Source organism: Actinotignum vesiculae (genome assembly GCF_051267215.1).
GTDB lineage: Bacteria > Actinomycetota > Actinomycetes > Actinomycetales > Actinomycetaceae > Actinotignum > Actinotignum schaalii.
Map to the genome: position 1 here is coordinate 122976 of NZ_JBOZGG010000003.1, position 20620 is coordinate 143595.

Here is a 20620-nt window from a genome sequence, read left to right on the forward strand (position 1 = left end):
CGGAATTGTTACCGAACTGCAACGTAAGTTTCATTGTTCGCGCAGCTCAGACATCCGCTGGGAGACCACGGTGGATACCCCGTCTTCACGCATCGCCACCCCGTACAGAGCATCGGCTATCTCCATGGTGCGTTTCTGGTGGGTGATGACCAGAAGCTGGGAAGAGCGCTGCAATTCCCGGAAAATCTCGAGAAGGCGCCCAAGATTGACGTCATCGAGGGCAGCCTCCACCTCGTCCATCACATAGAACGGGGAGGGACGAGCCATAAAGATCGCCACGAGGAAAGCAATGGCGGTGAGCGAGCGCTCCCCACCCGAAAGGAGCGACAGCCGCTTGACGCGTTTACCCGGCGGGCGCGCTTCAATTTCCACCCCGGTGGTCAGCACGTTCTCCGGGTCAGTAATAATGAGGCGCCCTTCCCCGCCCGGGAAAAGGCGGGAAAAAACCTGCTCGAAACGGGCGCTAATATCGCTGAGCGCTGCTTTCATAACGAGGGTGACTCGTTCATCAAGCTCCGCCACAATATCGAGAAGGTCTGCGCGGGTTTTCTTTAGGTCATCAAGTTGCTGAGCCAGGTACTTTTGGCGTTCTTCCAGCGCGGCGTGTTCCTCGAGGGCGAGTGGGTTAATGGTGCCCAGCCGCGCGAGGGCACGCTGCGCCGTAGCCAGGCGCCGTTCCTGTTCGGCGCGCACGTAGGGCACCGCACCGTCCTCGGTGGGTACTTGGATATGCGGTCCGAATTCTTCGACGAGGGTAGTGCTATCGACGCCCAGGTCCTCGAGGGCACGGGTGGCCAGCTGCTCGTATTCCATGCGGGCACGGGCGGTCGCGAGTTCGCGGGCGTGGGTCGAATCTGCGAGCTCACGTTCGCGAGTGCGCAGCTGATCGACGCGTTCGCGTAGGTGCGTGAGCTGCCCCTCGGCGCCGTGTTGTTCTTCTTCTACCCGACGACGCCGCTCGGCCACTTCGGCACGCAGGCTGCGCACGTGACCTAAGGCGCGCACCGCCCCGGCTGCGACCTGCCCCGCCAACACCGCATGCTGGCCACGGACCTGGCGGGCGCGTTCTTCCCGCTCAATACGTTCGCGGGCCAGCCGGGCCCGGTTATCCAGGGCATCGGCCCGCCCGCTCAGAGCCCGGAAGCGTTCTTCGGCGGTGCGCAGCGCCAGCCGGGCCTCCGTTTCTTGTTTGCGGGCCCCCACGGCGGCCTCATGAGCGCTATCGCGCTGCTGAGAGAGCCGGGCAAGTTCGCCATCATCGGGAATATCGGAGGTATCTTCCTCAGGCTCCGCGAAGCTATCCAGCTCTGCCTGCCGGGCGGCGATATCTTCCCGTAAGGAGGCGGCGCGGGCGACGGCGCGCTCTTCATCGGCGCGCGCGGCGGAGAGGGCCTGGCGCAGGGCTCCCAATTGGGCGGTTGCGGCGGCCAAATTGGAATCGCGCGCCGTCAGTTCGCTCCCGGAGGCTTCGGCGCGGGCGCGGGCATCTTCCTCAGCGCTCTCCGCTTTCCGGAGCGCCGCGGCTGCCTCATCGGCTGCGGTGGCGGCGGCATCAAGCTGCTCGGAGGCATCCTGGTAGGCGGCTTGGCGGGCAAGGGTAGCAGCGGCGGTGGCCTCTCCCCCGGTAGCGGTGCACGCAGTGATGACGTCTCCGCTCCGTGTCACCGCCCGGGGCGCCCCGGCGGTCACGAGTTGGCGGGCCGTCACAAGATCGGCAGTGAGGGCGGTGCCTGCCAGGAGCTGTGTGAGAAGGCCAGCTAGGTCGCTACCTGACTGGGACCCGCTCACCACTTCCAGGGCATGAACGGCGGCATCCGGATCTGGGCGCACCGTTTCGAAAGCAGCATTGAGCGCAGCTTCGCGGGCGGCAGCTGCGGCGTCGTCGTTCTTCCCTCCCGTAATGGTGAGGGTGAGGCGCCCGGCTTGTGCTTGCGCGGCGCCCCGCAAAATATCGACGGCGCTGTTCAGATTGTCCACCACCGCGCCGGCAGCGGCGCCCGCGAGCGCATTTTCCGCCGCGCTTTCCCAGCCGCGTTCCACGTGGAGGTGGTCGCGCAACAGAGCCGCACCGTGCTCGATAGCCCAGGCGGTGGCATCTTCGGGTTCCAGCGAGAGCGCAAGGGTATCGACGATCGCTTGTAAACGCGCCATCTCCTCGCGGGCGCGCGCCTCGTTTGCTCGGGCTTCTTCCACGGCGGCGCGGGCCGCGAGATGAGCCCGAGTATGTTCTTCGTGGGTGGTGGCGAGGGTATCGTCCCCTGCGGAGGTGGCGACGAGTTCTTCTTCGATGTCCGTGACCTGCACGCTAGTGGTTTGCACGCGCTGGCGCGCGGCCGCCACGTCCTTCTCTACGCGTTCAACTTCGGCCTGGAGGGCCTCGAGCCGAGAGCGCACCGCGGAAACTTTCCCGGCCCGGCGCGCGGCATTCTCCCGCGCGTCAGCACGGGCACGGCTCGCCTGGTTATAAGCGCGCTCAGCGGCAGCTTCCGCGGTTTCAGTTTCCTCACGCTGGGTGAGTACGGCGCGCAGGGCGTCCTGGGCCTCGCGCACGCGCCCCTCTAGTTCTTCTTCTTCGGCTCGGGCCCGGACGGCGCGCGCCTGGAGCTCCTCGGGGTCATCTTGGCCGCCCCGTGCCGGCATAGCGTTCAGGGTGCGTTCGCGTTCGCGCGCCAGTTCGTCCATGGCGCGGAATCGTTCCTCGAGGGAAGCGAGTCGCTCGGAGCTATCGCGCAACGCAGAGAGTTGGGGGTTCAGGCGCGCGTGATGTTCTTCTGCCTCGGCGAGGGCGGCGCGGGCCTGGGTGAGGGCCGCTTGGTTTTCTTCACGCAGCTGGGCGGTGCGGTGGTCTTCGGCGGCCCCGGCTTCCAGCCGCGCCTGGGCCTGGGCTAGATCATCGGCGAGGAGGCGGGCCCTGGCGTCACGCTCGGTTGCTTGGATCACCTGGGCACGGCGAGCGGCCTCCGCCTGTTTGGCGAGGGGTCCGAGCTGACGGCGCAACTCCGCGGTAAGGTCCTCCACCCGCGTGAACGAGCCTTTCATCGCTTCGAGTTTGCGCAGGGTTTTTTCTTTACGACGGCGGTGTTTGAGCACCCCGGCGGCTTCTTCAACGATATTGCGGCGCTCTTCGGGGCTGGAGGTAAGGACTTCATCAAGGCGGCCCTGCCCGATAATGACGTGCATTTCCCGCCCCATACCGGTATCCGAGAGCAGTTCCTGGACATCGAGGAGGCGTGCCGGGGTGCCATTAATGGCATATTCGGAGCCTCCGGCGCGGAAGAGAGTGCGGGTGATGGTCACTTCGGAATATTCGATGGGAAGCACGCCATCGGAATTATCGATGGTGAGAGAAACTTCCGCGCGTCCGAGCGCGGGACGGCGCGAGGTGCCGGCGAAAATAACATCCGCCATGGAGCCGCCCCGTAAGGTTTTCGCTCCCTGTTCGCCCATCACCCAGGCGAGGGCGTCCACCACATTGGATTTCCCTGAACCATTAGGGCCGACCACCGCGTTAATTCCGGGTTCAAAGCGCACTGTGGTGGCGGTGGCAAAGGATTTGAATCCTCGCATGGTCAAGGTTTTTAAGTGCACGATTACAGATTATGCCAGACGGCGCCACCGGTGGGACTCCGACGTGGCGTCGATACGGTGCCATGGAGCACCGGCGCCGTTCGTGGCACGCCGGCGCTGGGCGACAGACACCGGTAACGCTGCAACGGTGCGCGGCTAAGGTGCGACGGTGCGCGATTAAGGTGCGAGGGTGCGCGGCACCGTTACAGGTTCCTAGAACATGAAGGGGACGACGACGATCTTATAGATGAGCGCAATCGCGAAGGTGGTGGCGTAGCCGGTCATCACTCGGTTATCGGTGGTGCGCGAGGTGGCGTAAGACAGCACTGCCGGCTGACCGAGCAGCCCGGCCACCGCACCCGAAGAACGGGTGGCGGAGGAACCGAGGATCCAGGCGGCCGCCATCATAACCCCGCATCCGACGATGCTCACCGCCGCGGCCAAGAGCAACGATTTCAAGCCCACCATTGTGAAGACGGTGGAGGCGAAAGCCGAACCGGAGTTGAGGCCCACCGCCGCGAGGAAGAGCATGAGCCCGAACTGGCGCAAGGTGAGATTCGCGGGGCGCGGGAGCTGCCAGGGCACCCGACCGGTGCGGTGCACCGCCCCGAGGATCAGCCCCACCACGAGCGGGCCGCCGGCCGCACCGAGGGAGAAAGCCGCGCCACCCGGAAGCGGGATTTCCACCAGTCCGAGGGCAAAGCCGAGGGCAAGCCCACCGGCTGCCGCCACCCAGTCAAGTTCCGAGGAGCTGGAGACCGAATCACCGAAGTATTCTTCGAGTTCCTCGACCCGTGAGGTGGGGAGGGCGACCTCTACCACGTCGCCCATTTCCAGGTAGGTATCCGGGGTGGCCAGGATTTCATCGTCGGCACGGCGGATGACCGTCACCCGCGCTTCAAAGCGGCGGTAGAGCGGGAGGGAACCCACCGTGAGTCCGGCAATATCCCGATTGGATACCGTAAAACGGTGCACCGTTAGATACGGATCGGTTAGGCGTCGGTGGCGCATGCGGCTGCCCAGGCGTTCGATAGCTTCGGAAAGTGCGGCTCGGGAAGCGAAAATACGAACCCGGTCCCCCGGTTCTAGAGCGCGTTCCATATCGAGGACATGCCAGCGTCTATTGCGCCGCATGGCTACGAATCGCACCTGCTGGCCGGCGATATCCCGCATCTGCTCCGCGGAGATTTCCCGGTCCACGTAGACGGTTGCCTGTTCCAATTCCACATCATCGGGGTCAAGTTGGTCGTTACGTGCTTTCCATTCCCGGTTGATGAAAATAGCGACCATGACGATGGCGAGTGTGACCCCCACCGGATAGCCAATGGAATAGCCCACCGCCGGATTATCCGGATCGGTCATTTCCTGGGCGAGTGCAAGCGAAGGAGTGGAGGTAAGCGAGCCGGCGAAAACACCCACGGCGGTACCGCGGAGCAAACCGAGGAGTTCCCCCAGTCCCACCGCGGCTGCCGCCCCGGCTGTAATCGCAATAACCGAGGCGAGCATGAGGCCCAACTGTTTGCGGATCTCCTGGAAGAATGTTTCCCCGGCTTCCAAGCCGATCATATAAACGAAAATTCCCAGGCCTAGGTCTTGCAGCAGCACAAGGAGCGAAGTGGAGGGTGGAACCACCGCGCCGACGAGCAAACCGATGAAAAGCGCCCCCGCTGCCCCAAATTTCAGGGGACCAAAAGGAATCGCCCCGAAGGCGGCACCGAGCGCCACCACGATGAAAACAACGAGAACGGTATTGCTGGCGAGAATATCGAGCACAGTGCCACCTCGGAGTTGAAGACTGGTAGATCGTTACCGATTCTACCAATTCAGTGCGCCGCGACATCACCTTGGTGCGCCGCGCCATCTCCTTAGCGCGCCGTGCCAGCACGTCAGTGCCCCGTGCCGGCTCCGTCCTTACTCGGTGGGAGCTTCATCAGGAGTCCCTTTGCCCATGATCTGGCGCGCCATGCCCGCGAGGTAGACCGAACCGAGCACGGCCACCACCGGCGTGGCGAGCTCCTCACCGGCTTCGGCCTCGGCCCATCCGGCAGCCTCGTCAATCGCGGCAAGCAGATCGCGTTCCATCCGCACTCGGTCCTCACCGAAGACCTCCCGTGCCAGCTGTGCCAGTTCCTCAGCGTCCATCGCCCGCTCACCGGGCATATCGGTGACCACAACGGAATCCAACACCGGCTCGAACTGCCCGAGGGTTCCTTCCACGTCCTTATCTGCCATCATGGCAAGCACCCCGACGCGCCGGCCGGGATAGTACTCTTCCAACGCGGCGGCGGTATGCGCCGCACCGTGGGGGTTGTGGGCCGCGTCCACGAGGACGGTGGGCGAAGTGCGCACCACTTCGAGACGTCCGGGCGAGGTCACGGCCATCAGAGCATGTTCGACGACGTCACCGGAAAGCGCGCGCCCGCCGAAGAATGCTTCAACCGCCGTGAGCGCGAGGGCCGCGTTCTCCGCCTGGTAGGAGCCGCGCAGCGCGAGGGGAATATCGTCGTAGCGAGCCGCAGGGGTACGCACCGTCATAAGCTGACCGCCCACCGCGGTCTCCCGCCCAAGCACCTCGATATCTTTTCCGTAAACAGATACGTGGGCGCGGGCCTGATGGGCTGCCTGAGCGATAGCCACAGCGGCGTCCTCGGGTTGGGCGGCGCTCACCACGCTGGCCCCGGGCTTAATAATCCCGACTTTCTCCCCCGCGATCTGCGCGATGGTGTGCCCGAGCCAGCGTTCGTGATCCAGGGCGATGGGCGTGAGGACGGCGACGTCGCCGTCAATCACATTGGTGGCATCCCACCGTCCCCCCATACCTACTTCAACCACGGCCACATCAATGGGTGCGGCGGCGAAAGCTACGTAGGCCATGACCACGAATACTTCAAAGAAGCTCATGCGCGGCCCCCCTTCCGCTTGAGAACGCTGGTCCACGAGCTCAACGAAAGGCGCAACGTCTTCCCATGCCTGAATGAAATCCGCGCGGGAAATGTTATGCCCGTCGATGGCGATGCGTTCGCGTACCGAGACCAGGTGCGGGGAGGTGAAGCGCCCGGTGCGCAGGCCATGCTCGCGCAGCAGCGCTTCGATCATGCGCGCCGTCGAGGTTTTTCCGTTGGTGCCCGTCACGTGCACGCACCGGTAGGAATGGTGCGGGTTGCCAAGTAAATCCAGGCACATCTGGACGCGTTCGAGAGAGGGCTGCACCTTGTGTTCGGGAGCGCGGGTGAGGATATCGCGGTAGATGTCCTCCACTCGGGCTTCCTCCGCGGTGGTATCCGCTAGCTCGATAATAGGATCGGGTGATTCTTTGACCTCCCGGATGACGGCTTCGTCCCCGAAAAGTCCGGAGCTGAGGACCTCGGTGAGTGCCGCGTCAAGTTCGGCTTCCCGCGCCTCCTCCAGATCACGGGGTTCCTCCAGATCACGGAGCTCTTCCGGATCACGCGCTTCTTCCGGATCACGGGGCTCCCCCGCATCGGGAGCCCCGGATGTTCCCTCCGGGTCAAAGCCCCCGGCCTGCTCCAGTTCCCCCTCGCGATAGTTCTGTGCGTCGTCGTACCCCGCACCGTTGTGACCGGTGCCATCGTGCTTCGCGTTATTCGTCCCCATACCTGCCCTTTCCACGGCACACCAGCATATACCACGGGGCCCACGGTGCGACTGGCGCTGCCAGTCCCGTGGGCCCCGTTACCGATCATCTACCGGTGCCCGAGCAGATCCTCAGGCGCACATATGTTTAGGACGCGGATTCTTCAGCGTTCTCCACCGACGGGATGAGGGTGGAGAGGAGGAGCGCGATAATCACGAGGACCGCACCCACCGCGATTCCGGCCTGGTACCCGCCCACCACGTTCTCGGTGCCGCCCACGGCGGTAGCCACGGCGGTCAGGATCGCGAAGGAGAGCCCGGCGCCCAGGTTGAAAGCACCGGCATTCATGCCCGGCAGGTAGCCCTGGTTATCGGCCGGAGAAAGCACAACGCCCAAGCCGTTGAGCATGATATTGACGGTGCCGGCGTAGGTAATACCGATGGCCACGCACAGGAAGAAGATAAGCGACTTCGAGGGCGTCCCAACTCCAAAGACCGCAATCCCGAGGAAAATCACCGTGGAAAGCAGCCCCGCCTGGAGCACCTTCTTGTAGCCGAAGCGCGAAGCGAGCTGCCCGGCAATCGGCCCCATAATGAGACCGGCGATAGCGTAAGGCGTCAGCGTCACGAAGGAGACTGTTTCTGCCGGGAGTTCCAGACCACCGGCGCTGGCTTCCAGCTGCGCCAGGTTCGGAATGAGGCCGTTCATGACCGCGAATACTCCGGTCATGGTGAAGAGGGTGGTCGATAGCAGCGCCCAGGTGCGCCGTTGCTTGAGGTAGCGGGTAGCCACCAGCGGGTGGGTGCGCGAAGATTCGATCTTCCAGAAAATCACCGCGGATACGGCCGCTACCAGGATTTCCACACCGATGAGCCACCAGCGGGCATCCCCGAGCTTGCCCAATTCGTTGAAGGCGAAGTAGACGCAGCCGAAAACGATGAGCAGTGCGATGACGCCGGGCCAGTCCATCGGGGTGCGGTCGCCCTGGGATTCGCGGGTTCCGAACATCGACGCTACAAAAGCGATGGCGCACACAACCGCCATGCATCCGAACACGTAGCGGAAGCCCCAGTTACCGGCAATCCATCCGCCCAGCAGGGCGTCCACCCCGGCGATACCGCCGTTGACGGAGGTCAGGATCGCCATGTACTTGGCGTAACGGCGCGGCTCGGGTACTTCCTGGTGCAGCATGACGAGGGTGAGGGGCACCATCGGCCCCGCCGTCCCCTGAATCACGCGCCCGATACCGAGGATGGTGACATTGGGCGCCAGTGCGGAGACCACGCATCCGATCCCGGTGGCCAGGAGCATGCCCAGCAGAATCTTCTTGCGCCCGATCAGGTCACCCCAGCGCGGCAGGAAGAGGGAGAAGAGCGCGGCGGAGGCGAAGAAGGCCGTTTGGGTCACGCCGATTTCCACGTCGGTCGCGTTTAGTTCCACGCTCATGGTGTGCAGGGCTGGGGAGAGCATGGAGGCGTTGAGCTGGAAAGCGAAGACCGCGCAGAGTAGCGCGGCCATCAGCACGATAATATTCGTGCGCGAACCGGATTGTGCCTGACCGGCACGCGCGGGAACGGAAGATGCCATAGTTTTTCTTTCTCACCGGGGAGGACGACGCCGCACCGTGGCAGCGCCGTCCTCCGTTCATAAAGGTTGGGTTGGGCGGGGCTTAGCCCCGTGATTAGCCCAGGTAGTGGTGTTCGCCTACGCGCTCCAGCGCATCGGCGATGAGATCCCAGAAACGCCCGTGATCGAGCCGGGTCGCAGCCCAGGTGTGGCAATCTTCGGGAATGGGGCCGCGGAAATCAGCCACCGTCATCCCCACGGTGAGGGTGCCGGTGAGTTCCACATCGATGGGCACCTGCACCGTTTCCACGATGGTGGGGTCGATAAGGTAGGCCACGGCGCACGGATCGTGCACCGGCGGGTAGTCGAAGCCCTGCGCGTCCTGGTAGGAGGCACGGAAGAAGTCCATGAGTTCGTGGACGAAGCGGGCTGGCTGGGTGCCCACGGCGTCAATCTTCGCGTAGGCTTCCGGGGTGCAGAGTGCCTGGTGGGTGAGATCCAGGCCCACCATAACCACCTTCCACGGCTCGTTGAAAACGATATGCGCCGCTTCCGGGTCGATCTTGATATTGAATTCGGCCACCGCGGACCAGTTTCCAACGTGGTAGCCCCCGCCCATGAGGACCACCTGCTTGACGCGCTCGGCAAGGCGCGGTTCCTTGCGTACCGCGAGCGCAATATTGGTGAGCGGCCCGGTGGGGACAAGGGTGACGGTGCCCGGTTCGTGCGCCATGACAGTGTCAATAATGAGATCGACGGCGTGCCGGGAATCAAGCTCAATAGCCGGGGTAGGTAATTCTGTGCCGTCTAGACCGGTATCTCCGTGAATATCGGGGGCGACTTCCACCGGGCGTACCAGCGGGCGGTCGCATCCGGCCGCGAAAGGCACTCCCGTCATTTTCATAACGGTGCCCACGGCGAGGGCATTATTCGTCACTTTCTTCAGCGTTTGGTTGCCGCCCACCGTGGTGACGGCAAGCAGATCAATCTGCGGATTTGCCCACGCCAGCAGCATCGCAACGGCGTCGTCATGACCGGGATCGCAATCCAAAATGATTTTTTCCGGGGTGTGCTGTGTTGCCATGTTTTTCTCCACATCCTTGGGGAACTCCCGCGGAGTTCTACGTGCTTTCATTAAAACATAGAAAGAACGGTTTCACCGCGAGCGTTCACAGCAGCACCGTAGGCACCGTCAGGATGCTGGCGCCCCCCAACAGCCCCGTTTCAGGAGACTGGCACCTTTAGGACACCCCGTTTCAGGATACTGGCGCCTCCGTCGGCGCCGCCGTGCCCCGCACCAGTGCCGGCGGGAACAATCGCCCCTGGATACCGTCCGCTACTAGACCGAGCACGAAACCGAGAAGCGCCGGCCCGGCCCAGGCCAAGCCTTCTTCCCCGAGCGGCACTATCGCAAGAAACTCACCCACGGGGGCGAAAAGATCCCATTCGGTCACAACCAAGCCGTCCAGGAGCGCGAAAGGCGCCGCGATCCAGGCGGAAGCTCGGTAGGCCCAGTGGAGGCGCCCGGGAACCGCAAGATCAACAAGGGTCACGAAAATAAGCACAATCGCGATGGGATAAATAAAGCGGTTGATCGGGTTAATGAAATTGAGGATTCCTTCCAGACCCAGCGTGGACATGGCAAAAGCGAACATTCCCTGCCCGATGAGGAGGGGGCGGTAGGCCAGGCCCGGAAGGTAGCTGCGGTAGAACTGGGTGGCGGCGCCCAGCAGGCCAATCGCCGTGGTCAAACACGCCAGGATGGTGATGGCGCCGAAAATGAGCTGGCCGCCCCGCCCGAAGAAACGCTCGGAGACGGCGGCTAAAGCATCCGCACCGTTGGCGAAACCTTCGGTGGCCACCCGCACCCCGATCTGGGAGAGCCCCAAGTAGATCGCGGCGAGAATAAGCGCAGCAATAAGGGCTACTCCCGCCGCTCCCCCGAAGAGCGCCCCGCGGGAGGTGAATCCCTTGGATCGCAACGATGACACAATCACCAGCCCGAAGACGAAGGCCGCCAGCGCGTCCATCGTCATATATCCGCTCAGCAGCCCGCCGGTGAGCGCATTGGGCGCATACGGTGCCTGCGGGAGGGAGACCTGGGGCGGCAGGTTGAGCACCACCACCGTAATAAGAATCGCCATGAGGATAACAAGGGCGGGGGTGAGGATACCTCCCACTCGGTCCACCATTTTGCCCGGGTTGAGGGCCACGAGCACAGCCACCACGAAGAACACGGCGGAGAAAACGAGGAGGGCGGGGCGGGCTGCGGCGTCGTCGTGCATCACGGGGCGGACCGCAACCTCGAAACTCACCGCAGCCACTCGCGGCACCGCGTACAAAACGCCGGTGGTAATAAAAATCGCCCACAGTAGCGCGTGACCGGGGATACGGCCGATACGGGTCGCAATATCTTGCGGGGTGCCGTCGCGGCTGGAGGTGGCGGCGATGAGGCCAATGGCGGGGAGAATCACCCCGGTGCCGATAAACCCGGCGATGGCCAGCGGGGTATTCGTGCCGGCTTGAATGCCGAGCATGACCGGGAAAATAAGATTTCCCGCCCCGAAGAACATGGCGAAGAGCGCCAAGCCGGTCACAGCGAGCGTGAGGACCCGCGAGTTTTTCATCCCTGAACCTTCGTGTGGATTGTGAGAACGGTGCCGGGCCGCGGCGGAGACTATGGTGGTCCACCGCGGCCCATGCAAGGCACCCTACTCTAGAGGATCACGGCGCGCCGTTACAGAGCGCGCCGTGTGATACCGCATTTTTAGTGCGCGACTTTCGTCACCTCAATGCCGAGCGGTGCGCCCGCAGCGCCTGCAACGCCTTCAGCACCGTCCGCACCGTCCGCGCCCGCCGTCACCTGCGCCTCCACCGCGAGGGTTTCCTCCTGGATAAAGGGCAGGTAGCGGGTCACTGCCGCGACTCGCTCGGCGGGCACCGTGAGCTTGAGCGAGATCCGGTCGGCCACGTGCAGCTGCGCATTCTTGCGTTCGTCCTGCACGGCGCGCACGACGTCGCGGGCGTAACCTTCGGCTTCCAGTTCCTCGTCCACCTCGGTATCCAAGGCGATGAAGGAGCCGGAATCGAGCGCTGCGGCCACCGAACCCGGGTCGGCTTCCACCGATACCGTGATCTCAAACTGACCGGGCGCCAGGCGCACCTCCGGGTCGGTATGGAGCACCGCATCCGCACCGTCCTCGCTCCAGTTCCCGGCCTTGGCGGCCTGGAAGAGCGCGGAGGTCATCTTGCGCAACTGGGGATCCAGTTCGCGCGGAAGGACCTTGAGGTCGCGACTCACCTTCATCCCCGATTGCGCCACGTCCTTGAGTTCAACATTCTTGACGTTCACTTCCAGGGCGATGAGATCGGTGAAGGGCGCCAGGTCACGGTCGGTGACAATGGTGAGGGTGCGCAGCGGTTGGCGCACCCGCAACTGGTGGGTTTTGCGCAGCGAGTGCGCGGCGGAGACAACGGCGCGCGCCTCGTCCATCGCTTCACGCAGCGCATCATCCGCCCAAGATTCAGGCAGTTCAGGCCAGTCTTCCAGGTGGACGGAGCGCCCGCCGGTCAGCCCCTTCCAGATCTCTTCGGTTACGAGCGGCGCGAGGGGCGCCATAACCCGCATGAGCACTTCGAGCGCCGTGTAGAGCGTATCGAAGGCGGCGTGGTCCTCATTCCAGAAACGATCCCGGGAAGTGCGCACGTACCAGTTGGTCAGCACATCCAGGAAACCGCGCACCCGGTCGCAAGCGGCCGGAATATCGTAGTTATCCAGGTCGGTGCGCACCTTATCGGCCAGGTCCTTAATGCTGGCCAGCAGGTAGCGGTCCATCACATCCAGACCGGAGGGGTCGCTGACCGGCTGGGCGCGGTAGCCCTCCCCCTTCGAGCACGTCGAAGCGTAAAGCGCGAAGAAGTAGTAGGCATTCCACAGCGGCAGCAGCACCTGGCGCACCGTATCGCGCAGGGCGCGTTCGGTCACGATGAGGTTCCCGCCGCGCACAATCGGCGAATTCATGAGGAAGAAACGCATCGCATCCGCGCCGACCTCGTCGAACATCTCGTAGACATCCGGGTAGTTGCGCAGCGACTTCGACATCTTCTGGCCGTCGTCCCCCAGCACGATGCCGTGCGAGATACAGGTGCGGAAGGCCGGGCGGTCAAAGAGCGCGGTGGCCAATACATGGAGGGTGTAGAACCACCCGCGGGTTTGGCCGATGTACTCGACGATGAAATCCCCCGGGTAGTGGTCCTCGAACCAGTCCTTATTTTCGAAGGGATAGTGGACCTGGGCGTAGGGCATGGAGCCGGATTCGAACCAGCAGTCCAGCACGTCGGTAATGCGCCGCATGGTGGACTTACCGGTGGGATCATCCGGGTTGGGGCGGGTCAGCTCATCGATATAGGGGCGGTGAAGATCCACCTCGCCCTTCTCGTTGCGCGGCAGGCGCCCGAAATCACGCTCGAGCTCTTCCAGAGAACCGTACACATCTTCGCGCGGATAGTTGGGGTCATCGGAACGCCACACCGGGATGGGGCTGCCCCAGAACCGGTTGCGGGAAATGGACCAGTCGCGCGCCCCGGCCAGCCAGTTGCCGAATTGGCCGTGCTTGATATGCGCCGGGGTCCATTCGATCTGCTCGTTGAGCTCGACCATGCGATCCCGGAAGGCACTTACCCGCACGAACCACGAGGAGACCGCCTTGTAGATGAGCGGTTTGCGGCAGCGCCAGCAATGCGGGTAGGAGTGCAGGTAGGAGCGTTCTTGGACCAGCACGGCGCGCTCGTTTTCCGGGCGGCGTGCCAGCGGCCCGGTTCCCTCGCGCAGGTCACGGGTGATAGGCAGATTGGCATCAAAAACCTGGGTGCCTTCGTAATCGGGCACCTCGGAGGTGAAACGCCCGGCACCGTCCACCGGCACCACGGGGCGAATCCCGACTTCCTGGCAGGCGAACATATCGTCTTCACCGAAGGCGGGGGCGATATGAACCAGCCCGGTACCGTCTTCGGTGGTCACGAAGTTCCCGGCGATAACGTGGTAGGCATGCGGGCCGGGGGCTTCGTCCGCCGCCCGGTTCATGAAGTAATCAAAAATCGGGGCGTAGGCGCGGCCCACCAGCTGCGAGCCGGGGAAACGATCCACAACTTCCGGATCTTCACCCAGTTCCTTCGCGTAGGATTCCAGGCGCGCGGCGGAAATCACCACCCGCTCGCCTTCCAGCTTGCCTTCGCGCGGAACCACGGTGAGGTACTCGATGTCCGGGCCCACCGCGATCGCCAAATTGGAGGGGAGCGTCCAGGGCGTCGTCGTCCAAATAAGGGCAAGTTCGCCGGATTCCAGGCGCAGTCCCACGGTCAAGCTGAGGTCCTGGCGGTCCTTGTAGACGTCGTCATCCATCTTCAATTCGTGATTGGACAGCGGCGTTTCGTCATTCCAGCAGTAAGGCAGCACCCGATAGCCGTCGTAGGCCAGGCCCTTGTCGTAGAGGGTCTTGAAGGCCCACAGCACCGATTCCATATAGGTGGTGTCCAGGGTCTTGTAATCGTGGGAAAAATCGACCCAGCGCGCCTGGCGGGTCACGTATTCTTCCCATTCCTTGGTGTAGCGCAGCACCGAGGAACGGCAGGCCTCGTTGAAGGTGGCGATGCCCATATCCTCGATCTCATCGGTGGAATCAATCCCGAGGATACGCTGGGCTTCCAGTTCGGCCGGCAGCCCGTGGGTATCCCACCCGAAGCGGCGCTCGACCCGACGCCCCCGCATGGTCTGATAGCGCCCCACCACGTCCTTGACGTAACCGGTGAGAAGGTGACCGTAATGGGGCAGGCCGTTGGCGAACGGCGGGCCGTCATAGAAAACGAATTCATTGGAGCCGTGCGGCCCGGATTCACGCTGCTCAACGGAGGACTGGAACGTATTGTCTTTCTTCCAGAAAGCGAGGGTGCCTTCTTCCATCTTCGGGAAGTTCGGGGAGGCGGGCACGCCGCCCTCGCGATGAAGCGGATACATATCCACGCGGTGTCTCCTCGTGTCTCAAACCTATTCGGAATGAGGACGACGCCGGATATCCGGTACCGCGGTACCACCTCATTTGCTACTCGCCGCACGCGTGGTACGGCGGGTAACCGCTTCATTAGGACGCTGACGGATCCACCCGCTCGGTTCTACTGGGCTGCGGGGCAGGGCCGCGCGGCTGTTCTTCCGAGAGCTCGCCGGTGATTGCCGGGTCATAGCCAACGCCGCTCATTGTAGCCCTTCCGCGCGCGGGGCGCATCTAGCTTCCGGGTGGCGGGCGGACCGGTGGGTTTTGGGGCGACGGCGCAGCTCCGGCGGGTGGTTCGTGGGGCTGCGTAAGCGTGGCGGGCGGCGCCCCAGGCTCCGTTGCTGGCGGCGCGGCGCGCTCCGTGGCAGGCTCCGTGGTGATGCGCGCCAGTTCGCGCATTTGTGGAGAATCCGCGTTTTCCAAATATTCCGAATGCTGGGAGAAGAAGCCGCCGCGCCCGGAGAAGTGATGCGCGGTGAAATCCGGGTCCCGGCGCGGATTGAAGCCGAGCGCGTCGGTGTGCCCGCCCGATACCGCTCCCCCGCCCAGCGCATTGACCACGTTAATAATGTCTTTTTTATTGGAGAGGACGTGATTGGAGGCAGCGCTTCCGGCCCCGTGCGCCCCGGTATTCATATCCCATCCTTCGGCCACGACCCCGGGTGTTCCGTACACCACAAGAGTATCGACGACGCCGGGCCTAGCCCGCTCCGCGGCCGCTGAAGCCGTCACCGAACCGTAGGAATGCCCCAGCAAATTGATACGCGGGCGATCTTCCCCGCGGACCTGGGCAATTCCCTCCGCGAAACGCGCGAGGCTGGCCCCGCCTTCCCGAGCCCTCGCCGGGGTGTAGAGAGAGGAATCCAGTGCGCTTTGCGGGGCGGCGTAATCAAACCAGGTCACCACCGCCGGGCTTCCCGTTTCTCCGCGCGCGGTGAGAATTTCCTGCTGGAGGGTAGCCAAGTGGCCGGCCGCTTCCATATGGGAATCAAGGGAATTCACCACATTGGTGGTCATCCCACCTACCTCGATGGTGATAGATGAGGCAGTATCCACATTCCCTTGGGCTAGGGCAACTTGGATGGTGCGCAATTCTGCACCGGTGCCGGTGCGGGCTCGGTTCGGTCCGCGATACACGAGGAGTTGGCGTGGATGGCCGGACTGTGTGGACTGGGCGGGGCCTGCCAGCGGAGAGGAACGCGGCGCGGGCGAGTGCGCCGGAGCTGCGCGCCCCGCGGATAGTCGCGCGGCGGATGATCGCCCTGCGGATGGCGACGAGCTCCGCTTCGAATCCTGGGGCGAAGCGGAGCGAACCGGGGCCGTGGAGATGTGCTCACGCCAATTACGATCCAGGCCGCGCTGGGTGCGAATCATGGCGTAAGCGGCCAGATTGTCGGTGATAGTGGCATGGCGCAGCTGGGCCGCACCAAGCTGGGCGGTGCGAATCTCCCGATCAGTTTTCCCTAGGTTCCCCTCAAGATCCGCCTGGGCGCTGGCAATCTCCGCGGAGAGCTCGGCCAGGATCGGATCGTAGTAGGCTCGGGCCATTTCTTCGTCATGGCGGGCAACGGCAATATTGGCGCGGTCCCGCACCGCGTAGGGTATTCCGTCCAAATTTCCCAAATCCTGCGGGTAATGCGCGAGCACATAGGAGCGCTCGGCATCGCCCAGGGATGCCCACCAGGACTGCACATAGGCCGCACTTTTCCCAACCGGCACCTTCCCCACCGAACGATAGTGGTTGGTGCGAGCCTCCGGGGCTATCTGCCCGGCAGCCAGCTGCGTGAAAACCTTGTCCAGATAGCTGAGCGTATTATCAGCCGACCCGCAGGCTACTTCCACCTCCGCCCGAATCTGGACCGCTACCTGGCGCCGTTCCCAGTCCACTACCCCAGTGGCATCCGCTCCGTCCAGCGGATCAACAACCTCACCGCTAGAGGTGATCTCCATTCCGGCGGCCTTCGCGCGGGAGAGAGCTTCGCTCACGGCCGTTTGGGTGCGGGTGATTTTATGCTGGGCTTCCCCGAGGGCCTGGATGAGATGGTCGATATGGTCGGTATGCGCGACGGCGCGCGCGGCCAGGGCCCGTACATCGGAGAGGAAGGCTCGTGCTCCGTAGCCTTCCCACTTCCCCGCCAAGGAGCGCGCCGCTAGCTGGCGCAGCTGCCAACTGGCTTCTTCACAGCGCCTGCGTACGCCCGCAACCTCACCGAGGACCGCTCCGAGCAGGGCCCCGTTCCAGCTGCACAATTGCCCCCACGTCACCCAGAGATCTTTCATCTTCCAACCCCCGCGGTATCCAAACCAGAAATATTCGTGCCGGCAATATCCAGAGCAGACATATCCGCGCCGGCTGCGGTATCTGCCCCCTGGTAGATGCGCCAGGCCAGGGCGAGGGAGGCGGCTAGATCATCGGCTCGGGCCGCGATATCGCCGGTGCGCCTATCCAGGGCCGCGCATCCCGCACTCACGCTGGCCGGCGGTGGGGTACCAGCCAGTGCCGCCGCCACCGCTCCCGGCACGCTATCCACCCGCAGCGGAGCCAGCGCGGCACTCACGTCCGCGAGCGCGGCGCGCAGATCCGCCGTCGCAGACTCCGTGATCAGAACACCATCCACCGTGACCTCCCCCTGTTCGCTCCCTTTTCTTTGCCCTGCTAACAGTTACTTTCTTTGCGCTGGCGCCGCTTACTTTCGTAGAGCAGGCGCCGCTTACTTTCGTTGAACTGGCGCCGCGTGTTTTCTGGGCGCCGGCTCCCCCTGCCAAACGCTTGAGCCGATGGTGCCAGGAAGGGAAAGATCCGTCCAGGGCCCATCCACAGGCGGAGTTCGGCGCGTGTAGTTATCCACAGGTAGGGGCGCGGTAGGGTGAAGTGTGCGTGTTTTAGTGACTTATTTTGAGCCTTTTGGTACCGATACCGAAAATGCGAGCCGGGAGGCAGCGCTGCGCTCCGTCCCTCATCTTCGAGATATGGATCTTCCTTGCGAGGTGGAGGTCGCGACGGCCATGTTGCCGGTGGTGTTCGCGAGCGCCGGGAAGGTGCTCGCCGAGGCGGTGGAACGTTTTCACCCCGATGCGGTCATTGCCATCGGAGAAGCGGGCGGGCGTAGCGCTATCACCCCGGAGCTCCAAGCTTTTAATGAGAATATCGCCCGGATTCCGGATAATGCGGGCGCCCAACCCGATGGCGAACCCGTGATTGCGGGCGGGCCTGCTATCGCCGCGAGTCCCGTGCGGGTGGCTGATATTACCCGCGCTATTACCGGGGCCGGTATCAATGCGGAAACGAGCCAAGATCCGGGGCGCTACCTCTGCAATAACATCGCCTACCGCGTGGCCCAGCTTCCTGTTCCCGGCCTCTTCATTCACGTGCCGGCTCTGCGCACCGTCGGAGTGGCCACGGTGGGCGGGGAAACCGACGCACCGTCCGCAGCGGTGCCGCAGCCAGCGTTGTCACCCACAGCGCAGCCCACACTACTAACCGACATAGCGCACGCCGCACCATCAACCGAGGCCGCCGCCGTGGCGCTCCCCCGGCCTGCCACCACCTTTGATGAGCTCGGCCGCGGGATCGCCGCGGCGATTGCGGAGCTTGCCCGGCAGGTCGCTGAAACCCGCTAGTTTCCAGCACGATACCGACACGGTGCGGGCACGGCGCCAGCGCCCCAGCGCTCCGTTACCGGCGCACGTGGAGAACGGTGAAGGTCACCACCCCGGCGGGCGCGGGTGAGGCCCCGTTACCGGCGCACGTGGAGAACGGGGCGCTTACTCCCCATCCAGCCCGGAGGAAGGCAGGTCCACCACGTCGCTGCCGGTGCGGGCCACCGTCCAGGAATTCGCCTGGGCCACGGGCCGGATAACCACCGAATCGATATTGACGTGAGCGGGGCGAGAAAGCATCCAGACCACCGTCTCGGCAATATCCTCAGCCAGCAGCGGCTCGGCCACCCCGGCATAAACATTCTGCGCCGCCGCGTCCGATCCGAGGCGATTCTTGGAAAACTCCTCCGTCATCACCATGCCGGGGCGCAGCTCCATGAGCCGTACCGGTTCACCCACCAGTTCCAGGCGCAGGGTGTCTTTAATCATGCGTTCGGCGTGCTTCGCCGCCGTGTATCCGGCCCCACCCACGTAGGTTTCCTGCGCAGCCGTGGAGGTCACAAAGAGGATGCTCCCGCCGTTCTCCCGCATATGCGGGAGTAGGGCGCGGGTGAGGCGCAGGGTACCGAGCACGTTCACGCGGTACATCCACTCCCAGTCCTCGATTTTTGCGTCCGCCACTTTGTCCTGCCCGCGGGCCCCGCCGGCGTTATTGACTAGGGAGTCCACCCCGCCAGCTTCCGCTACGGTGGCGGCGAGCCGTGCGACGTCGCCCTCCTCCATCAGGTCCGCCACCACGTAGCTGCACCCGGTTTGTTCGGCGAGTTGGCGGAGCCGATCTTCGCGCCGCGCGGTGGCGATCACCTCAAATCCGGCCGCGCACAAGGCGCGGACGCTCGCCGCCCCAATGCCGCTGGACGCTCCGGTTACGAGTACTCGATGTGACATGTCAAACCCTCCGTTCTGCCGGGTGAGAGCCACGCCGGCCATAAAACACCTTTCTTCAGCCTAAAATAAAACGCGGAGAGCATACCCGGTGTTCGCTCAGCGCCGCTGCGGGAGCACCGGGCCTAGCTGGTAGAAAGGAATTGCTCGTGATCGGCTTTATTGGAACCGGACATATGGGCGGGGCCCTGGCGCGCGGGGTGCTTGCCGCGGGCGCGGATCCGGCGTCCGTCGTCGTTTCTGCGAAAGATGCGCAGGTGGCGCGCGACTTCGCGGAGGAAACGGGGGTGCGCCCGGCCACCTCGAATACCGAGCTGGTCACGGCCGTGGGTGACGGAATCGTCGTCGTCGCCGTGAAACCGTACGCGGTTGCGGATGTTCTAGAAGAAATTAACGACGTCGCACGGGAATCTGGCACCGTTATCGTCTCCATCGCGGCGGGCCTCGAGCTTGCCACCCTCGCCCGCCATCTCGCCCCGGGTCAGCCGCTCGTGCGCGCCATGCCGAATGTGGCCGCCAGCGTGCGCGCCTCCATGACGGCGCTGTGCTTCTCAAGCTCCGTCACCCCATCCCAGCAGGACGAGGTGCGGGAGGTCTTCGCCGCCGTGGGTGCCCATATCACCCTGGAAGAAAAACATTTTTCTGTCTTTTCCGCGCTCGCCGGATGCTCCCCGGCTTTCACTTTTACCTATATTGATGCCCTCAAACGTGCCGCCGTTGCCGACGGGCTCCCGGCCGCGCAGGCGGTGCGCATCGCCGCGCAGGCGGTGGAAGGTGCGGCGCGCCTGGTGCTCGCAAGTGAGCTCTCCCCGGCGGATTTGGCCGATACGGTGCAGTCCCCAGGAGGCACCACCGTGGCCGGTGTGGTGGAATTAGAACGCGCCGGTTTCGGGGCGGCCGTCGTGCGCGGCGTGCAAGCCAGTATCGATAAAGATAGGAATCTCAGCTAAATGAACGGACTGTCAATCCTCGGCTTCGCTGGGATTTTCCTGGTGGTGCTGCTGCTGTGGGGAATTTCCATGCTGCGCGAAGCGCGCTCGCTGCGTTTTATGCGCACCCACGAATGGACCGCGGAAGAAAAAGAACGTATTTTGACGGCCGCGGCGGAGGGAACCGCCACCGCCATGCGCGCCGCGAAAAAAATCCACCCCATCTTGACCGCGCGCCACGCTCGCCTCGTGGTGCACGATCTGGAAAGCGAAGCCGCTGAGGCTCGCCGGCGCGCCAAGCGTGCCAAACCCGGGACCCGCGCGTCCCGCTCTATCCGCGATACTGACGCAAAGGAGAGGTAGCTCGCCTT

The 20620-nt window shown here is 64.0% G+C and carries 13 protein-coding genes; 3 read left to right on the forward strand and 10 right to left on the reverse strand.

Going from position 1 to position 20620, the window contains the following annotated elements:
* Positions 1 to 30: 30 nt before the first annotated feature.
* The 9 genes from smc to ACRQHG_RS02905 form a co-directional block, all read right to left on the reverse strand.
* Positions 31 to 3588, reverse strand: coding sequence for a chromosome segregation protein SMC (gene smc, locus ACRQHG_RS02865; protein WP_435719446.1), 3558 nt, complete (start codon positions 3586 to 3588; stop codon positions 31 to 33).
* Positions 3589 to 3780: 192 nt separating this feature from the next.
* Complete coding sequence (locus ACRQHG_RS02870) at positions 3781 to 5340, reverse strand: aspartate:alanine exchanger family transporter (protein ID WP_026428518.1); 1560 nt, start codon at positions 5338 to 5340, stop codon at positions 3781 to 3783.
* 138 nt (positions 5341 to 5478) lie between these two features.
* Complete coding sequence (locus tag ACRQHG_RS02875; protein ID WP_435719447.1) at positions 5479 to 7182, reverse strand: bifunctional folylpolyglutamate synthase/dihydrofolate synthase; 1704 nt, start codon at positions 7180 to 7182, stop codon at positions 5479 to 5481.
* Positions 7183 to 7309: 127 nt separating this feature from the next.
* Entirely contained in the window at positions 7310 to 8749 is a 1440-nt protein-coding gene (gene uriT / locus ACRQHG_RS02880; protein ID WP_435719448.1) for a uridine transporter UriT, read from the reverse strand.
* A 94-nt stretch (positions 8750 to 8843) separates the two neighbouring features.
* A complete protein-coding gene (gene uriH / locus ACRQHG_RS02885) occupies positions 8844 to 9812 on the reverse strand; it encodes a uridine-preferring nucleoside hydrolase UriH (protein WP_026428515.1) in 969 nt (322 codons plus the stop codon).
* A gap of 172 nt (positions 9813 to 9984) precedes the next feature.
* Positions 9985 to 11355, reverse strand: a complete 1371-nt coding sequence (brnQ, locus tag ACRQHG_RS02890) for a branched-chain amino acid transport system II carrier protein (protein ID WP_435719449.1) — start codon at positions 11353 to 11355, stop codon at positions 9985 to 9987.
* Between the two features lie 140 nt (positions 11356 to 11495).
* The gene (gene ileS, locus ACRQHG_RS02895; RefSeq protein WP_435719482.1) at positions 11496 to 14741 is read right to left on the reverse strand and encodes an isoleucine--tRNA ligase; all 3246 of its coding nucleotides are present in this window, start codon (positions 14739 to 14741) and stop codon (positions 11496 to 11498) included.
* A 265-nt stretch (positions 14742 to 15006) separates the two neighbouring features.
* Positions 15007 to 17055, reverse strand: coding sequence for an alpha/beta hydrolase (locus ACRQHG_RS02900; RefSeq protein WP_435719450.1), 2049 nt, complete (start codon positions 17053 to 17055; stop codon positions 15007 to 15009).
* Complete coding sequence (locus ACRQHG_RS02905; RefSeq protein WP_435719451.1) at positions 17052 to 17393, reverse strand: hypothetical protein; 342 nt, start codon at positions 17391 to 17393, stop codon at positions 17052 to 17054. The genes ACRQHG_RS02900 and ACRQHG_RS02905 overlap by 4 nt, the downstream gene beginning before the upstream one ends.
* A gap of 268 nt (positions 17394 to 17661) precedes the next feature.
* Between ACRQHG_RS02905 and ACRQHG_RS02910 the strand changes: the two genes are divergently transcribed.
* Entirely contained in the window at positions 17662 to 18396 is a 735-nt protein-coding gene (locus ACRQHG_RS02910; RefSeq protein ID WP_435719452.1) for a pyroglutamyl-peptidase I, read from the forward strand.
* A gap of 144 nt (positions 18397 to 18540) precedes the next feature.
* Here the strand turns inward: ACRQHG_RS02910 and ACRQHG_RS02915 are convergent, their stop codons facing one another.
* Positions 18541 to 19323 carry an SDR family oxidoreductase gene (locus tag ACRQHG_RS02915; protein ID WP_284889695.1) on the reverse strand — a complete coding sequence of 261 codons (783 nt, stop codon included), beginning with the start codon at positions 19321 to 19323 and terminating at the stop codon, positions 18541 to 18543.
* A 146-nt stretch (positions 19324 to 19469) separates the two neighbouring features.
* Here ACRQHG_RS02915 and proC point away from each other — a divergent pair, with 146 nt between their 5' ends.
* Positions 19470 to 20270 carry a pyrroline-5-carboxylate reductase gene (proC, locus tag ACRQHG_RS02920; RefSeq protein ID WP_435719453.1) on the forward strand — a complete coding sequence of 267 codons (801 nt, stop codon included), beginning with the start codon at positions 19470 to 19472 and terminating at the stop codon, positions 20268 to 20270.
* Positions 20271 to 20612, forward strand: a complete 342-nt coding sequence (locus ACRQHG_RS02925) for a hypothetical protein (protein WP_026428508.1) — start codon at positions 20271 to 20273, stop codon at positions 20610 to 20612. It begins immediately after the preceding gene.
* Positions 20613 to 20620: the final 8 nt, after the last annotated feature.

What these genes read in the sequence shown, in the direction of transcription:
- ileS (WP_435719482.1), bottom strand. Translation starts at nt 14,741, where the DNA reads ATGTATCCGCTTCATCGCGAGGGCGGCGTGCCCGCCTCCCCGAACTTC.
- ACRQHG_RS02875 (WP_435719447.1), bottom strand. Translation starts at nt 7,182, where the DNA reads ATGGGGACGAATAACGCGAAGCACGATGGCACCGGTCACAACGGTGCG.
- brnQ (WP_435719449.1), bottom strand. Translation starts at nt 11,355, where the DNA reads ATGAAAAACTCGCGGGTCCTCACGCTCGCTGTGACCGGCTTGGCGCTC.
- ACRQHG_RS02900 (WP_435719450.1), bottom strand. Translation starts at nt 17,055, where the DNA reads ATGAAAGATCTCTGGGTGACGTGGGGGCAATTGTGCAGCTGGAACGGG.
- uriT (WP_435719448.1), bottom strand. Translation starts at nt 8,749, where the DNA reads ATGGCATCTTCCGTTCCCGCGCGTGCCGGTCAGGCACAATCCGGTTCG.
- uriH (WP_026428515.1), bottom strand. Translation starts at nt 9,812, where the DNA reads ATGGCAACACAGCACACCCCGGAAAAAATCATTTTGGATTGCGATCCC.
- ACRQHG_RS02925 (WP_026428508.1), top strand. Translation starts at nt 20,271, where the DNA reads ATGAACGGACTGTCAATCCTCGGCTTCGCTGGGATTTTCCTGGTGGTG.
- ACRQHG_RS02915 (WP_284889695.1), bottom strand. Translation starts at nt 19,323, where the DNA reads ATGTCACATCGAGTACTCGTAACCGGAGCGTCCAGCGGCATTGGGGCG.